Annotated in this window: 13 protein-coding genes and 1 pseudogene; 5 read left to right on the top strand and 9 right to left on the bottom strand. The window is 73.1% G+C overall.

The features are described from left to right. Position 1: 1 nt before the first annotated feature. From M1E25_RS09930 to M1E25_RS09910, 5 genes and pseudogenes are all read right to left on the bottom strand, one after another. On the bottom strand, positions 2 to 1726 hold the full coding sequence (locus tag M1E25_RS09930) for an enoyl-CoA hydratase-related protein (protein WP_251412810.1): 1725 nt from the start codon (positions 1724 to 1726) through the stop codon (positions 2 to 4). A 137-nt stretch (positions 1727 to 1863) separates the two neighbouring features. Next, positions 1864 to 2601 carry a flavodoxin family protein gene (locus M1E25_RS09925; protein ID WP_251412807.1) on the bottom strand — a complete coding sequence of 246 codons (738 nt, stop codon included), beginning with the start codon at positions 2599 to 2601 and terminating at the stop codon, positions 1864 to 1866. Between the two features lie 41 nt (positions 2602 to 2642). Beyond that, a pseudogene (locus tag M1E25_RS09920) lies at positions 2643 to 3402 on the bottom strand (ArsB/NhaD family transporter); the annotation flags it as partial. 198 nt (positions 3403 to 3600) lie between these two features. Beyond that, positions 3601 to 5136 (bottom strand): ATP-dependent DNA ligase, encoded by a 1536-nt coding sequence (locus M1E25_RS09915; protein WP_251412804.1) that lies wholly within the window; start codon positions 5134 to 5136, stop codon positions 3601 to 3603. A gap of 82 nt (positions 5137 to 5218) precedes the next feature. Beyond that, positions 5219 to 6979 carry a bifunctional 3'-5' exonuclease/DNA polymerase gene (locus M1E25_RS09910; RefSeq protein WP_251412802.1) on the bottom strand — a complete coding sequence of 587 codons (1761 nt, stop codon included), beginning with the start codon at positions 6977 to 6979 and terminating at the stop codon, positions 5219 to 5221. Positions 6980 to 7191: 212 nt separating this feature from the next. Between M1E25_RS09910 and M1E25_RS09905 the strand changes: the two genes are divergently transcribed. Beyond that, the gene (locus tag M1E25_RS09905) at positions 7192 to 8433 is read left to right on the top strand and encodes a DUF2786 domain-containing protein (protein ID WP_251413099.1); all 1242 of its coding nucleotides are present in this window, start codon (positions 7192 to 7194) and stop codon (positions 8431 to 8433) included. 42 nt (positions 8434 to 8475) lie between these two features. Here M1E25_RS09905 and M1E25_RS09900 read toward each other — a convergent pair whose 3' ends face one another. Beyond that, complete coding sequence (locus M1E25_RS09900) at positions 8476 to 8961, bottom strand: hypothetical protein (protein WP_251412800.1); 486 nt, start codon at positions 8959 to 8961, stop codon at positions 8476 to 8478. A gap of 71 nt (positions 8962 to 9032) precedes the next feature. Next, the gene (locus M1E25_RS09895; RefSeq protein WP_285830595.1) at positions 9033 to 9572 is read right to left on the bottom strand and encodes an ATP-binding protein; all 540 of its coding nucleotides are present in this window, start codon (positions 9570 to 9572) and stop codon (positions 9033 to 9035) included. 322 nt (positions 9573 to 9894) lie between these two features. On the opposite strand from M1E25_RS09895, the gene M1E25_RS09890 reads away from it, so the two are divergent. Then, positions 9895 to 11352 carry an aldehyde dehydrogenase family protein gene (locus M1E25_RS09890; protein ID WP_251412798.1) on the top strand — a complete coding sequence of 486 codons (1458 nt, stop codon included), beginning with the start codon at positions 9895 to 9897 and terminating at the stop codon, positions 11350 to 11352. A gap of 173 nt (positions 11353 to 11525) precedes the next feature. On the opposite strand, the gene gad is transcribed toward M1E25_RS09890, so the two are convergent. Further along, positions 11526 to 12935 (bottom strand): glutamate decarboxylase, encoded by a 1410-nt coding sequence (gad, locus tag M1E25_RS09885; protein WP_251412796.1) that lies wholly within the window; start codon positions 12933 to 12935, stop codon positions 11526 to 11528. A gap of 14 nt (positions 12936 to 12949) precedes the next feature. Further along, positions 12950 to 13573 carry an NAD(P)H:quinone oxidoreductase gene (gene wrbA / locus M1E25_RS09880; RefSeq protein WP_251412794.1) on the bottom strand — a complete coding sequence of 208 codons (624 nt, stop codon included), beginning with the start codon at positions 13571 to 13573 and terminating at the stop codon, positions 12950 to 12952. A 187-nt stretch (positions 13574 to 13760) separates the two neighbouring features. Between wrbA and M1E25_RS09875 the strand changes: the two genes are divergently transcribed. The 3 genes from M1E25_RS09875 to M1E25_RS09865 all read left to right on the top strand — a co-directional run. Next, positions 13761 to 14519 (top strand): MerR family transcriptional regulator, encoded by a 759-nt coding sequence (locus M1E25_RS09875; RefSeq protein ID WP_251412792.1) that lies wholly within the window; start codon positions 13761 to 13763, stop codon positions 14517 to 14519. A 213-nt stretch (positions 14520 to 14732) separates the two neighbouring features. Beyond that, on the top strand, positions 14733 to 15425 hold the full coding sequence (locus tag M1E25_RS09870) for a DedA family protein (protein WP_251412789.1): 693 nt from the start codon (positions 14733 to 14735) through the stop codon (positions 15423 to 15425). Between the two features lie 194 nt (positions 15426 to 15619). Beyond that, positions 15620 to 16439: transposase (locus M1E25_RS09865; protein ID WP_251412786.1), on the top strand; the 820-nt coding region annotated here is incomplete at its 3' end.

The following is a 16439-nucleotide window of genomic DNA, read 5'->3' as shown; positions in this document are numbered from 1 at the left end:
TTCAGAGGCGCCCCGCCGACCGGCCGGGCAGCGGCGGATCCTGCCGCTGAAGCGGTGCTCCGGGGCGCGGCTGCCGGGTCACGAAAGCCCTGCGCAGTACGTGGTACGGAGCTTGCGGATCGAAGAAGATGCGGCGCATCCGGGCCATCTCGGCATCACGGAAGGCAGCCAGCGGCTTCGCCTCTTCCTGTCGCTCCAGCGCGGACTTCTTGGCGCCGATGCGCTCGTGCACCTGCTGCGTCGTGGCGAGGCGGGCCGCCAGCCGCCCCACCTCGGCACCGAAGTCCGCCGCCTGGCAGTCCAGCAGACGGTCCACCAGCCCGATGCGGCTCGCCGTCGCAGCCGATACCGGCAGGGCCTGGCGGGTCAGCCGCTCGGCCGTTGCCGAGCCCACCCGGCGGGGCAGCGTGCACGTCCAGTACTCCGAGCCGTACAGCCCCATCAGCCGGTAGTGCGGGTTGAGCACCGCCCCGCGCCGGCACCACACCTCGTCCGCGGCCAGCGCCAGCATCACCCCGCCGGCCGCCGCGTTGCCGCCGAGCGCCGCCACTACCATCCGGTCGGTGGTGGTCAGAACGGCCTCCACCACATCGTTCATCGCGCTCAGGTTGGCCCAGGACTCGGCGGCCGGATCGGCGGCGGCCTCGATCAGGTGCAGATGGATGCCGTTGGAGAAGAGGTCGCGCCCGCCGCCGAGCACCAGCACGGTGGTCGGGCGCGAACACGCGTACCGGTAGGCGTCCAGCAACCGCCGGCACTGTTCGGTGCCCATCGCGCCGCCCGGGAAGGAGAACGACAGGAATCCCGCCGAGCCGGCCTCGCGGTAGCGGATGTCGCTCCAGGTGCGCCGGCGCTCGTCCGGATGGAGCGGGACCCCGTCCTCCGGCAGCGGCGGCAGCAGGTCCCCGAGGGCGGAAACGGCGGGCAGCGCGAAGGCCGGCGGCCCGCCGGGCCTGCGCCGCGGCCGCAGCCGGGGGATCCACACCGCCCCGTCCGTCGTGGCCCGGCAGACGGCGCCGGCCCGGGTGGCCAGCAGCCGGCCGGGCTCGCCGCGCAGCCGGTCCTCGGGATGGCCGCCGAGCAGAAACCATTCGGCGCCCAGGAGTTCGTCCAGCACCCCGGGCTGCGAAGAGGCCGCGCGCAGCTTCCGGAGCACCGCGTCGGTGGTGTCCGCCGCCCAGTCGATCCGGCGCACCTCCTGCCGGAGATACGGCCGGGTGCGCACGGCGTCGCGCAGGTCCGGGCCGCTCTGCGCGAGGGGACGGTGGCGTCCCGAAGCGAAGCGGTCCACGGCCGTCAGCACCGCGTCCATGGCGGCGTCCGCGATCTCGTTGCGGTAGAGGTCGCTCTTGTCCACCGGCGGCATGGGACAGCTCGCCGACGCCCAGACGTCACCGGCGTCCATCTCGGCGCCGGCCTGCAGCACGGTCACACCCCAGCGCTGCTCCCGTTCGTGCATCGCCCAGTCCAGGGAGGACGGTCCCCGGTCGCCCGGCGGGCCCGGGTGGACGATCAGGCAGGTGTACTCCGACCAGATGTCCCGGGGAATGGCGGTGGTGAGCATGGGCGCCAGGATCAGCTCCGGTGCGTGCCGGCCCACGGCCGCCCGGAGCGCCTCGCCCTCGGTTGCCGTCTCCACCGCCAGGTGGTGGCCGCGGTCGCCCAGCTCGGCGAACACGCGCTGGGTCAGGCTGTTGAACGCCGATGCCACAAGCAGGATGCGCATACGACCTCCCGGCCGCCCGGCGCGCGGGTGCGCCGCATCCGGCCGTCAGCGATCATCCGGCCGGACCGGCGGCAGCTCCCCGCAGCCCGGCCGGGAGGTCACCCGATCGTCGCCGGTGGTTGCGCCGGACACCCCCCTCAACGGTGCTCGGGGTTGGCCTGATCGGCGCTGCAACCGGCGTTCCAGCCGGCGCGCACGTTGCCGTACGCCGGGACTCCGCCTGCGTCCTTCAGCATCCGGGCCGTGTGCAGCAGGTTCCAGGTCATGAACGCGGTGTTCCGGTTGGTGAAGTCGTTCTCCGGGCCGCCGGACCCGGGGTCGAGATAGGACGGACCGGGTCCCGCCTCACCGATCCAGCCCGCGTCCGCCTGGGGCGGAATGGTGTAGCCGAGGTGCTGGAGGCTGTAGAGGATGTTCATCGCACAGTGCTTCACGCCGTCCTCGTTGCCGGTGATCAGGCATCCGCCGACGCGGCCGTAGTACGCGTACTGGCCGGCGTCGTTGAGAAGGTGGGAGCACGAGTACAGCCGCTCGATGACCTTTTTCGTCACCGAGCTGTTGTCCCCGAGCCAGATCGGTCCGGCGAGGACGAGGATGTCGGCGTCCAGCACCTTGCGGTAGATCCCGGGCCACTCGTCCGACGCCGCGCCGTGCTCGATCATGTCGGGCCAGACACCGACCGCGATGTCGTGGTCGACGGCCCGGATCTCCTCGACCGTCACCCCGCGCCCTTTCATGATCGCGGTGCAGCGGTCCACCAGACCCTGGGTGTTGCTCGGTTCGGGGGAGTACTTGAGCGTGCAGTTGATGACCAGGGCGCGCAGGTCGTCGTAGGAGGCCGGGGCCGCGCCGGCCGTACCGTCGTCACTTGCCATCGCCGCTTTCGCCTCCCGCTCGAGTGGATCGGATGCAGGCGTCAGCCACCGGTCTCGCGTAGCACGGCCCACAGGGCAACGGTGGAGCAGAACAGCCCGGCGGGCACGGTCAGCAGGCCCAGGCGGGTGAACGAGCCGAGCTCCGGCCGCGTCCCGTGGCCGACCAGGAACCGGCGCCACAGCAGGGTCGCGAGAGAGCCGACGTACGTGAGGTTCGGCCCGATGTTCACACCGATCAGCACGGCCGGCACGGGACCGGGCCCGCCGGCCGAGACGATGGGGAGCAGGGGCCTCCAGCCCGTTGTCCAGGACCGCCTTCACCACCACGCCCAGGGCGAGCACGAACAGACAGAACAGGGGGTTCGCCGAGCCCGTGACCCGGCGCAACGTGGTGCGCCGGTCGGCGAACGCACGGACGGCGAGGACCAGCGCCCCGGCCAGCGCCGCCCAGGCGGGGTTCAGCCCGGCGAACGAGGTGAGGACGAAGCCCGCCAGCGTGAGGGCGAGGACGGTCAGCGCGAAGCGGGGGGCCGGCGGGTCCGTGCGCTCGCTCTCCCAGCGGGCCTCCACCTCGGGGTCTCCCACGAGGCCGGCCGCGGTGCCGTTGCCCCTCGCGGGGCGGGACGTCGCCAGGTCCTGACGGAAGAACAGCCGGAAGGCCGCGTACTCGACGGCGATCGCGACCGCCCAGGGGGCCGCCATGAGAGCCGCGAAACGGGCGAACGACAGCCCACCGGCAGTGAACGCCAGCAGGTTCGTCAGGTTGGAGACCGGCAGCAGCAGTGAGGCGGAGTTGGCCAGCCCAGGACGGCGGCCAGGAAGCCGACCACCGGCAGCAGGCCATGGCCCCTACGCCGCACCCGGCGGAGCCCTGGGCACCAGAGTGGCATCCGTTCGCGGGCCGCCGCCGCACCCCCCGGTCGTGCCCGGGCCGTGTGACGGAGGGCCGGCGACACGGCACCGGCCCGGACGCGCCGGGCGAACACGTGGCTGCGTGGTTCAGGTGTGGAAGGCGACCACCGCGTCGACCGTGTCCGCCTCCGCCGGGGACTTGTCCTCGCGGTAGCGCAGCACTCGGGCGAACCGCAGGGTCACCCCCTCCGGGTACCGCGTGGAGCGCTGCACCCCGTCGAAGGCGATCTCCACCACCAGCTCGGGCCGGACCGTGACTCCCCATGGCTCGTGGCTCTCCGCGAGTTCCAGGAGCCGCTCGGTCTGCCAGGCGAGCAGGGCGTCGGTGAGTCCCTTGAACGTCTTCCCGAGCATGGCGAACGAACCGTCGGGCCGGCGCGCGCCCAGGTGAAGGTTCGACAGCTTGCCGGTCCGCCGCCCGTGGCCCCACTCGGCCGCCAGCACCACCAGATCAAGGGTGTGCACCGGCTTGACCTTCAGCCAGGAGGCGCCGCGCCGCCCCGCGTTGTAACCGGCATCGAGGGCCTTGGCGACGATGCCCTCGTGCCCGCGCCCGAGTGCCTCGCCGACGAACCGGTCCGCCGCCCGGCGGGTTTCCCCGTCGGACGGGTCGCAGGCCACGAACCGCCGTACGCGCAGCCGTTCCGGCACCACCCGGACCAGTTCGGCGTGGCGCTCAGCGGTGGGGAGCCCGAGCAGGTCGGAGCCGTCGACGGAGAGCACGTCGAAGAAGACCGGGGACAGCGGGACCGACTCCCGGGCCAGGGCGACGTCGAGCCGAGACCCCACCCGGCCGGCCGTCTCCTGGAACGGACGGGGGCGGCCGTCCGGGAGGAGGGCGAGCACCTCACCGTCCAGCACCACCCGCTCGGCTGCCAGCTCACCGGCCGCGGCGACCACCTCGGGAAGCCGGTCGGTGATCTCGTCCAGGGTGCGGGTCCAGATCCGTACGGTGCCGCCGTCCCGGTGCACCTGGACCCGGATGCCGTCCAGCTTCTCCTCGACGGCGCACGGCCCCAGCCGGTCCAGCGCCTCGCCGACGTCCTTCGCGGTCCGGGCAAGCATCGGGACGACCGGGCGGCCCACCTCGAGCCGGAAGTCCCCGAGCGCTTCCGGACCCCGGTCCAGCAGTGCCTGCGCCACCGCGCCGAGGGAACCGCCGAGCATCACGGCGCGCCGCACGTCCGCGGGGGCCGCGCCGGCCGCGGATGCCAGGCCTTCCACCGCGAGCGCGTCCAGTGCCCCCTGCCGCAGTTCGCCGCTGATCAGCCGGATCAGGAACTGCTGCTCCGACTCCGTGGCCGCCTCCATCAGTGCGTGCAGCAGACGTTTGCGTTCGCTCTGTGCGCCCGTGCCGGACACCGCCGCGATCCGGGTGAGTGCCCCGTCGACCTCGGTGACGGTGAGCCGGGGTGCCGCGGCCGGTGGCCTGCGTTCGCCGAGCGTCCGCCGGCCGACGCCCGTCCGGCGCTGGGGCAGCCGCCCGGCGAGGTAGGTGATGACGACCGGGACCTCGCCCGGGTCCGCGGACCGGAACAGCCGCGCGAGTGCGGCGATCTTCTCCGAACGGGCCGGGGTGGCGCCGATCTCGGCGGATGCCTGGGCGACGTCGGCGAGCATCATGGGCCCATCCTCGCCCGGCCCGGCCGCCCGTGCAGCCGTGCTGCGCGGCCGGTTGGCCCGCCGCCCGTGCCCTGGCTCCCCGTCATCCCGCGGCTCCCCGGTCCGCGGGTGCCGGCGCGGCGGCAGGTGCGTCGGACGCCGCGGCTGCCTTCGCCTCGGCGTAACACTCCACGACCGACGTGGTGAACGGGAACGCGACCGGTGTCTCGCCGAACGAGATCCGTCCCGCCCGCGCGGCCGAGACGGCCACGGCCTCGGTGACCGCCGCGACCTCGTTCTCCGGGCAGTGCACGATGACCTCGTCGTGCTGGAAGAAGACCAGCTCCGCGTGCAGGCCGGCCAGAGCCTGCCGCAGCGCGGCCAGGACCAGGAGCATCCAGTCGGCTGCGCTGCCCTGGACCACGAAGTTGCGGGTGAAGCGGCCCCGGGCCCGGGCGTCCCGGGACGCGTAGCCGTATCCGGCGGGCCCCGGTTCCCGGGGGAGCCCGCCCTCCTGCAGCAGCCCCGCCTCGTCGCCGCCGGTCTCACCGGCCGCAGCGGGCGGACAGGTGCGGCCGAGCCAGGTGCGCACCAGACGCCCCTCCTCGCCGGCGCGCGCGGCCTCGTCCACGTAGGAGACCGCTGCCGGGAAGCGGCGGCGCAGATCGGCGAGGTACCGCAGGGCGTCGCCCGAGGTCTGCCCGTAGACGGCGCCGAGCAGCGCGAGTTTCGCGCGGTCCCGGTCGCCCGCGAAGGCCCGGTCGGAGAGGGCGGAGTAGAGGTCTCCGGGGTGGCTCGCGACCTCCATCAGGCCCCGGTCGCGGGAGACCGCCGCGAGCACCCGCGGCTCCATCTGCGCGGCGTCCGCGACGACCAGCCGCCAGCCGGGATCGGCGACCACCGCTCGCCGGACCACCTTGGGGATCTGCAGCGCGCCGCCGCCGTTGGTGGTCCACCGGCCGGAGACGGTGCCGCCGGGCACGTACTCGGGCCGGAACCGGCCGTCACGCACCCACGACTGGAGCCAGCCCCATCCGTGGGCGGTGTGCAGCCGGTACAGCTTCTTGTAGGCCAGCAGATGCGGGACGGCCGGATGGTCCAGCCGCTCCAGCTCCCAGGCCCGGGTGGAGCCGAGGGCGATGCCGTCGCGGGCGAAGGCCCTGACGATGTCCGCCGGGATGTCCGGCCGCACCCGGGCCCCGCCGAACGCCTCGGACACCCGCTCGGCCAGCCGCGCGAGGCGTTCCGGCTCCTGCACCCCCGGATAACGCTCGCCGAGGAGTTCGGTCAGCAGACTCCGGTGGACGTCCGCCCGCCACGGCAGTCCGGCGCGGGCCAGGTCGGCGGCCACGAGCATGCCGGCCGACTCGGCGGCGGTCAGCAGGCGCATCCGGCCGGGGTGCTCGGCCGCGTCGTGCCGGCGCTGCTGGGCGGCGTAGACCTCCAACAGGGCGCCGAGCGGATCGGCACCCGGCGGCAGAGGTGCGGGGTCCGGTTCGAACAGCGACGGCTGTGGCCGGCCGGCCCGGGCCGGGGGATCGTCCGGCTCGGGCAGCCGGTGCAGCCGGGCCCAGGCGGCGGCGAGGGAGCGTGGACGGCCCCAGTGCCCCTCGTGGCCGAGCAGCAGCGACTCGGCCGCCTCGACGTCGTAGGCGCGGTCCACGTGCACCCCGGCCGCGAGCAGCCGGGGGACGAGGGCCGCGGTCGAGCGCCACACCCAGCGGACGACCCCCGGCCGGGAGCGGACGGCGTCCGGTAGCCCGCCGGCGGGCACGTCAGTGACCGGGCCGTCCGGCAGCCCCTCACCGTCGAGCATCGCGAGCCGGGCGCCGCCGTCCTCCGTCTCCGCCACCGCACAGCGCATGCCGCGGATTCTGGCACCGGGCACCGACAACACGGTTGGGCGCGCGCCGGCCGCACGGTCACGGGCCGGGCGGACGCGCCGGCCGGAGCCGGGCAGGGCCTACTCTGGGCCGCCGGGACGAGGACGGGACAGGGCCGGTGGCGGTGCGAGGACAGGACAGCCGGGACGGCGGGCAACCGCGGCGCACGGCGGCCGACGTCGTCGCCGAGGCGATGGGCCGGGCCCTCCACGCCCCCGACGGCGGGATCGAGGAGGCATGTGACGCCGGCGCCTCGCTGCTCTGCGCCGATCCGGGGATCCGGACCGCCGTCGATGCCGAACTGCTGTGCCGCGCCGAGGAGTTGGTGCGCCGGGCCTGGGAGCGGGGCTGGCAGCCGGCCGATGTCGTGCGCACGGTCCGCCGGGCGCGGGAGGACGCGCGCCCGGCCCGGCTCGCCGCGGACCTGATCGCCGCCGAGTCCCGTCGTTACGCCGACGAGGACCTGCCGCCCCGGTGGGCCGCCCAGCTCGGCGAGCTCCCCGGGCCGCTCCGCAGCGACGGCGGGCCGTGGTTCGACGCGGCGGCCCGCCGGGAGTCGCTGGACCGGTTCACCCTGCTCAGCGAGGTGCTCGCGCTGCTCGGGCTGCTGTTCCGGCTGCCCCGGACGGAACCGGTCGGCCCGGTGCCGGGCACGGGAGCCGGACGGTTCCCGGACCCACCCGCCGCGACAAGCCCCCGTGGGGACGAACCGAAGCTCCTGGGCAGGATCCGTGCGCTGCTCGCCAAGGCCGAGGCGACCGGCTTTCCGGAGGAGGCCGAGGCGTTCACCGTCAAGGCGCAGCAACTGATGGCACGGCACAGCATCGACGAGGCGATGCTCGCGGCCGGCCCGAACGCCCCGGGAGACGCCCCCTCGGCCTGCCGGATCGGCGTGGACCGGCCGTACGAGTCGTCGCGGGCTCTGCTTCTCGACGCGGTGGCCGCGGCGAACCGCTGTCAGGCCGTCTGGAGCGGCGACCTCGGTTTCTCGACCGTGGTCGGGTACGAGGCCGACCTGCGGGCGGTCGAGCTCCTGTACACGTCGCTGCTGGTCCAGGCGACGACGGCGATGAGCCGGGCCGAGACCGGCCGGAGCCGCGCCGGACGCAAGCGGACCAAGACGTTCCGCCAGTCGTTCCTGGTGGCCTACGCGGGCCGGATCCGCGAGCGGCTGACCGAGGCCGCCGAGCAGGCAGCCGGCGAGAGTGCCGCGGGGCTGGGCGGGCGGCTGCTCCCAGTCCTGGCCGCCCGGGAGACCGCGGTGGCCGGCGAGACGGAGCGGCGCTTCCCCTCCCGGACCCGCCATGCGATCCGGGGTGCCGGGGTGCGCGACGCCGAGGGCTGGTCGCACGGCACGGCGGCTGCCGACCGGGCGCGACTGCCCGGCGGTCCGACGGGGCCCGAAGGCTCGGCCCAGGTGTCCCGCCGAGCGTGATCCGGCATGGCCCACCGCAGCGGTGAGCCGGGAAGCAGCAGCTCAGCCGGTGGGCTCGCCCAGGCTGCTGGGAAGCTCGGTGGGGAGGCCCTCGGGCAGCTTGCCGTCGGCGGACTTGGTGAAGGTGTCCTCGACACCCTTGCCCCAGTCGACCGTGAGGGTCTTGCCGTCCTCGGACGGGGTCGCCCGGCCCGAGGTCCGCGCGCTCCCGCCACCGGGGCACGTCAGCTTGATGACGACGTCCTGCTGCGCCGTGACCACCGATCCGGTGCACGCCTGCTCGCCGAGCAGGGCGGCGTTCCCGCCGGCGACGGAGAGCACCGTGGGGACGTCGTTCTCGGTCCGGGTGGTCCAGACGCCCGCCACACCGGAGGCGTCGCTCCGGTCCTTGCCCGTCTCGGATGCCTCCCCGGCCGGACTCGGCGTGCTGCCGGCCGACCCGTCGTCTGCGCTGTCACTGCTGCAGCCGGTCAGCAGAACGGCCGCCAGGGCCGCCGCTGCGGCGCCCGCACGCACATAGGTGAACACCGGCGTCTCCCCAGTTCCTCGTTGCCAGGACGCGTCAAGCTACCAGCTCGCTTCGGTCCTCCTGAAGGCGTTCACGTCATCCCCACCGGCCTCACCGGCCCCGTGCGCCCGAGCCGGAACAGGGCCCATACCACGGTGCCGGAGGGGGGACCGGGCAGCGGATGCCAGCCCCACCCGTCGCTGACGGCGTCCACCAGGCACAGGCCGCGGCCCGATTCGGCGTCGGCGTCCGGGCACGACGGCGTCAGACGAAACGCCGTGCCGACCGTCGCGGCGCCCGGGTCGCGCACCGCACAGACGAGCTTCGAGGTCCACGACATGAGCAGGAGCCGGACCGGCGGCTCGAGGCCGGGCGGGCCGTCCGCGGGCATGCCGTGCCGCAGCGCGTTGGTGACGAGCTCGGAGACCACGAGCGCCACGCTCTCGAACCGGTCGTCCAGGTCCCACCGCCGGAGGGTGTTCCGGGTGAACCGGCGCGCCCCGCCGACGGCTTCGCGGCAGCGGGGCAGCGGGCAGGTGGCGGAGTGCGCCGAGAAGCCCGCGGCCGCCACGGGTGGACGGCCCCGCCTCGACGGCTCCAGCACGGTCCCGGTCGTTTCGTCGGTCAGCATTGCGCCGCGCTCCTGCCCCGGTCGATGTGGGTCGCGGCGGCGTACGGGTGCGGGACCTGGTCGCCACCGCGATCAGCTGGTGCAGGCCCGGATACCCGCGAAGGCAGCGAACGTGCGTACGCGGGCGCCCCTTTTCGGGAGCCTTCCCGCCCGCTCCCCGGGCGCGCCCTCGGGAGATGCCGCAGGAGCGCCGGCCCGGCCCGTCGCACTCGTCGCCCGCCCCCTCCTGACGCGCCACACGACTGCCTAGGATGACGGCCCGTCAAGCCGGGCCCCGGCCGTGGATCACTTCCCGGCACCCCGGCCGAGAGAGAGGGAAGCCATGTCCTACTTCACGGAACTCGCCGCCCAGTGCATCGACGGCGAGTGGCGGTGCGGGAGCGGTTCCCGGGACATCGTCGACGTCAATCCCTACAACGGCGACGAACTGGCCGCGATAACCGTGGCCGGTGTCGAGGACGTCGACCGTGCGTACCGATCGGCCGAGCGGGCCCAGCGGGAGTGGACCGCCACCAACCCCTACGCCCGCCGCGAGGTGATGGAGCGGGCGCTGCGGGTCGTCGAGGACCGGGAGGAGGACATTGCCGGGGCGATCGTCGCGGAGCTCGGCGGAACCCGCCTCAAGGCCGGCTTCGAGATCCACCTCGCCAAGGAGTTCCTGCGGGAGGCCGCGAGGCTGGCCCTGAGCCCCGAGGGCCGGATCCTGCCGTCCCCGGTCGATGGGAAGGAGAACCGCGTCTATCGGGTGCCGGCCGGTGTGGTGGGGGTCATCAGCCCGTTCAACTTCCCTTTCCTGCTCTCCCTCAAGTCGGTCGCCCCGGCCCTGGCCCTCGGCAACGGAGTGGTGCTCAAGCCGCACGAGAACACCCCGGTCGTCGGCGGCACGCTGGTGGCCCGGGTGTTCGAGGAGGCCGGTCTGCCGCCGGGGTTGCTCAATGTGGTGGTCACCGACATCGCCGAGATCGGGGACGCTTTCGTGGAGCACCCGGTGCCCCGGGTCATCTCCTTCACCGGGTCGGATCGCGTCGGCCGGCACGTCGCCACCGTGGCCGCCGCCCACTTCAAGCGGACCGTTCTCGAACTCGGCGGCAACAGTGCGATGGTCGTGCTCGACGACGCCGACATCGACTACGCCGTGGACGCGGCGGTGTTCAGCCGGTTCGTGCACCAGGGGCAGGTCTGCATGGCCGCCAACCGGGTGCTGGTCGACCGCAGCGTGGAGCGCGAGTTCACCGACAAGTTCGTCGCCAAGGTGCGCACGCTCAAGTCGGGTGACCCGGCCGATCCGCACACCCACATCGGGCCGCTGATCAACCCGGCACAGGCCGAGGCGATGACGACGCTCGTCGACGAGGCGGTGGCCGCCGGTGCGACGGCGCTGCTGCACGGCCGGACCGAGGGGAACCTCGTCGAGCCGTCCGTGCTCACCGGGCTGCCCGCCGGGTCCCCGGTCCTGGGGCAGGAGATCTTCGGCCCGGTGGTGCTGCTCGTGCCCTTCGACGGCGAGGACGAGGCCGTGCGCATCGCCAACGACACCCCGTACGGCCTCAGCGGGGCCGTGCACACGGCCGACGTCGAGCGCGGCGTCCGGCTCGCCCGGCGGATCGAGACCGGGATGATCCACATCAACGACGGCACGGTGCACGACGAGCCGATCGTCGCGTTCGGCGGCGAGAAGAGCTCCGGCGTCGGGCGGCTCAACGGCGAGGCGATGGTCGAGGCGTTCACCACCCAGAAGTGGATCTCCATCCAGCACGGACGCAGTGCCTTCCCCTTCTGACAGTGATGCAGGTGGGTGGTTCCGGACCGCCCGGCGACGGGCGCCGGCCCCGCTCGCCTTCCTCGAGGCACGGCTCGGCGGGGAGCGGCGGAGTGCGGCGGGATGCGGGGGCCGGGACCCCGCCGACTCCGGCACCCGTCGTGCCGCCCCGGGGGCGCGCAGCCGGCAGGCGGTCAGTGGTGGAACGCCGTCGCGACCGACCGGGGGCGGTCCAGCGGGGCCGACTGGGCGCGCAGTTCGGGCAGCAGCGTCCGGAGGTCCTCCATCAGGAGGTCCGCCAGGTCGGCCGAGAAACCGTTGCGGCACACCACCCGGAGCACCGACAGGTCCTCGCGGTGCGGCGGGAAGGTGTAGGCGGGGATGAGCCAGCCCCGTTCGCGCATCCGCCGCGACACGTCGAACACGTCGAAGGGGCCGTTCGGGTCGGTGGTCGTGAAGGCGAACACCGGCAGTTCGTCGCCGCGGGTGAGCAGCGTGAAGTCGCCGAGTGCGTCGATGCGTTCGGCCAGCGAGCGCGCCACGTTCCGCGCCGACTGCTGGACGGCCCGGAAGCCCTCACGGCCCAGCCGCAGAAAGGTGTAGTACTGCGCGGCCACCTGTGCGCCCGGGCGGGAGAAGTTCAGCGCGAACGTGGGCATGTCGCCGCCGAGGTAGTTGACCCGGAAGACGAGATCCTCCGGCAGGTCGTCGTGCGTCCGCCACAGCGCCCAGCCGACGCCTGGATACACCAGCCCGTACTTGTGGCCCGAGGTGTTGATGGAGGAGACCCGCGGCAGCCGGAAGTCCCACACCAGGTCCGGGTCGAGAAACGGTGCCACCATGGCACCCGAGGCCCCGTCCACGTGGACCGGGACGTCGAGGCCGGTGCGCTCCTGCAGCGCGTCCAGGGCCGCGCAGACGTCGGCGACCGGCTCGTACGACCCGTCGAACGTGGAACCGAGCACGGCGACCACACCGATCGTGTTCTCGTCGCAGAGGTCGGCGGCTGCCTGCGGGTCCAGGTGGAAGCGGTTCCCCTCCATGGGGACCAGGCGGGGCTCGACCTCCCAGAAGTTGCAGAACTTGTCCCAGCAGACCTGCACGTTGACGCCCATGACCAGGTTGGGCCGTGCGGCGGGGTAGCGGTCCGCGTTCCGCTTCGCCCAGCGGCGCTTGAGCGCCATGCCGGCCAGCATGCACGCCTCGCTCGAGCCGGTCGTCGAGCAGCCCACGCCGTGGTCCACGGGCGCGTTCCAGAGCGCCGACAACATGGACACGCACCGCCGTTCCAGTTCGGCGGTGCGCGGGTACTCGTCCTTGTCGATCATGTTCTTGTCGCGGCACTCGCCCATCAGCCGGGCTGCCTGCGGCTCCATCCAGGTGGTGACGAACGTCGCCAGGTTGAGCCGCGAGTTGCCGTCGAGCATCAGCTCGTCGTGGACGATCTGATAGGCCGTCTCCGGGGCGATCGGCGCGTCCGGGATCCGGTGGCGCGGCGGTACCTCCGCGGTGGCCGCGGCCGGGAACGCCTCCTGCAGGAAGGGGTTCACGCTGAGCCGTGGGCTCCGCGCTCCGTCGGCCCCAGGACCCCTGTGCAGCGACATGCGTCGTCCTCCCGTCAGCCCCCGGACGCGAGACCTGTCCTGATCGCGCGCGTGAACCGTACGACACGCTCCGCCTGGACCCGGGCAGCCGTGCGTGTGGTGTCGCCGACCGGCTGCTCGCCCTGGGCGTCCACATGCGAGGTGCCGTACGGGTTGCCGTCCACGAACTTGGACGCGTCCGTGTAGCCGGGCGTGACGAGGACGCCGCCGAAGTGGTGAACCGTGTTGTAGAGCGCGAGCAGCGTGGACTCCTGGCCCCCGTTCGCCGTCGCGGACGAGGTGAAGCCGCTGTAGACCTTGTCCGCCAGCTTGCCCTCCTGCCACAGCCCGCCGAGGGTGTCGAGGAACTGCTTGAGCTGCGAGGACACATTGCCGTAGCGGGTGGGCGTACCGAGAATGACGGCGTCCGCCCACTCCATGTCGTCCGGCGTCGCCTCCGGGATGTGGCTCGTCGCCTCGGCGTTCGCCGCCCAGGCCGGGTTGGCGTCGACGGCCGTCCGCGGGGCGAGCTCGGCCACCCGCCGCAGCCGCACGTCGGCCCCCGCCTTCTCCGCCGCATCGGCGATCTCCTTGGCCACGGCGGCGTTGACGCCGGTGGCGGAGTAGTAGATGACGGCCACGTTCACAGCGGTGCTCATGCTGTCTCCTTCGGTCGTGACGATCCGTCGCTCGGATGCCCGGCCTCCCCGCCCCTATGCGTCACGGCTCCCATGCGTCACGGCGCTGTCGGGCCCTGCGCGCCCACTCTCCCGTCGCCGAAACGGGTTGCACCTCACGCGGCGTGAGGGAGCACGCTGGTGGAACAGGCAGGAAGGAGGCAGGGCGATGGACTGGTCGGTCGGGCAGGTCGCCGGATTCGCCGGGGTGACCGTGCGCGCCCTGCACCACTACGACGAGATCGGGCTGCTGACGCCGAGCGCCCGGAGCCGTGCGGGGCACCGCAGGTACGACGCCGCCGACCTCGACCGGCTGCAGCGGATCCTGTTCTACCGGGACCTCGGCTTCCCGCTCGACGAGGTGGCCGTCCTGGTCGACGACCCACAGGCGGACCCGCAGGAGCACCTGCGGCGCCGGCTCGCCCTGCTGGCCGGCCGGATCGAGCAGTTGCAGAAGATGGCCGCGGCCGTCGAACACGCCATGGAGGCACAGAAGATGGGCATCGCTCTCACCCCCGAGGAGAAGTTCGAGGTCTTCGGCGACCACGACCCGGACCGCTACGACGAGGAGGCCCGGCGTCGCTGGGGCGGCACGGACCCGTACCGGGAGTCACAGCGCCGCGCCGCCGCCCGCACCAAGGAGGACTGGCTGCGCATCAAGGCGGAGGCGGACGAGAACGTCCGGGGCTTCGTCGCGCTCATGGAGGCCGGGGCCGCGCCGGACTGCGAGGAGGCCATGGACCTGGCGGAGGAGCACCGGCAGCAGATCTGCCGGAACTTCTACGACTGCGACCACGAGATGCACACCGGCCTCGCCGAGATGTACGTCTCGGACCACCGCTTCACGGCCGTGTACGACGAGGCCCGGCCGGGGCTCGCGGCCTACCTGCGCGAGGCGGTCCTCGCCAATGCGATCCGCCACGTGTGACCGGCCCGGGCCCCGGCGACGGCGGGAGCCGGAACCGGGACGCCCGGTGGTCCGCGTCCGGCACCGCGGCACCGGGTCCCGGGACGGACGGAGGCAGTCCGGAACGGAAGCGGCTCCGGCCACGTTGATAGCTTTGGGCACCCACAAGCCCTCAGTAACCTGCGCCCGGGCCGTGCACGAGCCTGCGCCGCCTCGACCCAGGAGCCTGTCACCGTGACCAACCTCGCGCTCGGCCCCAGCTGGCTGGACCCGGACTTCCTCATCCAGACCTTCGGGCTCATCGGCGTCATGGCGATCGTCTTTGCCGAGTCCGGGCTCCTCATCGGCTTCTTCCTGCCAGGTGACTCGCTGCTCTTCACGACGGGCCTGCTCGTCGTCACGGACAAGCTGAGTCAGCCGCTCTGGCTGGTGTGTGCGCTCATCTCGATCGCCGCCGTCGTCGGTGACCAGGTCGGATACCTCTTCGGCCGCAAGGTCGGCCCGGCGTTGTTCAAACGGCCCGATTCGCGGCTCTTCAAGCAGGAGAACGTCGAGAAGGCGCACGAGTTCTTCGAGAAGCACGGCCCGAAGTCCCTGGTCCTGGCGCGCTTCGTGCCGATCATCCGCACCTTCACGCCGATCATCGCCGGTGTGAGCCGCATGAACTACGGCACTTTCGTGATGTTCAACGTCATCGGCGGTGTGCTGTGGGGCGCGGGCGTCACGCTGCTCGGCGCGGCCCTCGGCCGGATCGGCTGGGTGCACGACAACATCGAGGCGATGCTCGTCGGCATCGTGGTGCTCTCCGTGGTCCCGATCATCATCGAGGTCCTCAGGGCCCGCAGCCAATCCGGCAAGGCCGTCCGCAGCACCGGGGACGCCGAAGAGCCCCAGGATCCGGGACGCCGCCGCCACGCCAAGCGCTGAGTGCCGCCGCACCGAGACGGCGGAACGACAAGGGGCCGCCCCGGCTGCTCGGCCGGACACTGTTGGCGAATGCCCCTTCGTCGTGTCGTCGGCCTGATCCCCTCGTTGGTGGGTCAGGCCGACGTTGTGTTTGGGGTGGGTAGATGTCGTTGCGTCCTGGTGTGCCCGGCGGGGTGCCGCAGGAGCCGGTCAGGGTGGCTCGCGCGGCCTTCCCGAAGGGGTGCCTGGCCGTCCGGGTTCGGGATGTGCTCGGGCCAGTCTTCGCTGATGTGGAGTTCGCGGGTCTTTTCCCGGGCCGGGGGCGGCCTGCGGCGTCGCCGGGCATGTTGGCGATGGCGCTGGTGTTGCAGTTCGCCGAAGGCATGTCGGACCGGCAGGCCGCTCACGCGGTGCGGTCCAGGATCGACTGGAAGTACGCGCTCGGGCTGGAACTGACCGATCCGGGCTTCGACTTCTCCGTGCTCAGCGAGTTCCGTGGTCGGCTCATCGCCGGTGGCGTCGAGGCCGGGGTGCTGGATGCAGTCCTGGAGAGTGTTTCGGCGGCCGGGCTGCACAAGGCCGGCGGGCGTCAGCGCAGTGATGCCACGCATGTGCTGGCGGCGGTGCGGGTGGTCAACCGGCTGGAGTCCGTGGTCGAGGCGGTGCGGGCGGCGCTGAACGCGCTGGCGGTCGCGATGCCGGGATGGCTCGTTGAGCGGACGCCGCCGGAGTGGTTCGACCGGTACTCCGCCCGGCCGGAGGACACGAAGTTCCCCAGCCGCTGGGCTGCCCGGCTCAGCCATGCCGAGCAGGTCGGCCAGGACGGCATGACGCTCTTGCGGGCAGTGCGGTCGGCAGGGGCGCCCGTCTGGCTGCGGGAACTGCCGGCGGTGGAGTTCCTGCGGCAGATGTGGGTGCAGGAATACCAGGTCAGTGACGGTGAGGTGGAGTGGCGCAAGCCGAAGGACTGCCCGCCTGGGCAGTTACGAATCAGCTCGACCTACGATCCGGACGCCCGCAACGGGGCCAAACGCG

The organism is Streptomyces meridianus (assembly GCF_023703325.1).
In the GTDB taxonomy this organism is placed as follows: domain Bacteria; phylum Actinomycetota; class Actinomycetes; order Streptomycetales; family Streptomycetaceae; genus Streptomyces; species Streptomyces meridianus.
Note: the sequence above shows the minus strand (reverse complement) of the source record. Positions and strands in the feature narration are given on the sequence as shown.

Coding starts and splice junctions, on each gene's coding strand:
- M1E25_RS09930 (WP_251412810.1), bottom strand. CDS start 1,726: ATGCGCATCCTGCTTGTGGCATCGGCGTTCAACAGCCTGACCCAGCGC.
- M1E25_RS09925 (WP_251412807.1), bottom strand. CDS start 2,601: ATGGCAAGTGACGACGGTACGGCCGGCGCGGCCCCGGCCTCCTACGAC.
- M1E25_RS09915 (WP_251412804.1), bottom strand. CDS start 5,136: ATGATGCTCGCCGACGTCGCCCAGGCATCCGCCGAGATCGGCGCCACC.
- M1E25_RS09910 (WP_251412802.1), bottom strand. CDS start 6,979: ATGCGCTGTGCGGTGGCGGAGACGGAGGACGGCGGCGCCCGGCTCGCG.
- M1E25_RS09905 (WP_251413099.1), top strand. CDS start 7,192: ATGGGCCGGGCCCTCCACGCCCCCGACGGCGGGATCGAGGAGGCATGT.
- M1E25_RS09895 (WP_285830595.1), bottom strand. CDS start 9,572: ATGCTGACCGACGAAACGACCGGGACCGTGCTGGAGCCGTCGAGGCGG.
- M1E25_RS09890 (WP_251412798.1), top strand. CDS start 9,895: ATGTCCTACTTCACGGAACTCGCCGCCCAGTGCATCGACGGCGAGTGG.
- gad (WP_251412796.1), bottom strand. CDS start 12,935: ATGTCGCTGCACAGGGGTCCTGGGGCCGACGGAGCGCGGAGCCCACGG.
- wrbA (WP_251412794.1), bottom strand. CDS start 13,573: ATGAGCACCGCTGTGAACGTGGCCGTCATCTACTACTCCGCCACCGGC.
- M1E25_RS09875 (WP_251412792.1), top strand. CDS start 13,761: ATGGACTGGTCGGTCGGGCAGGTCGCCGGATTCGCCGGGGTGACCGTG.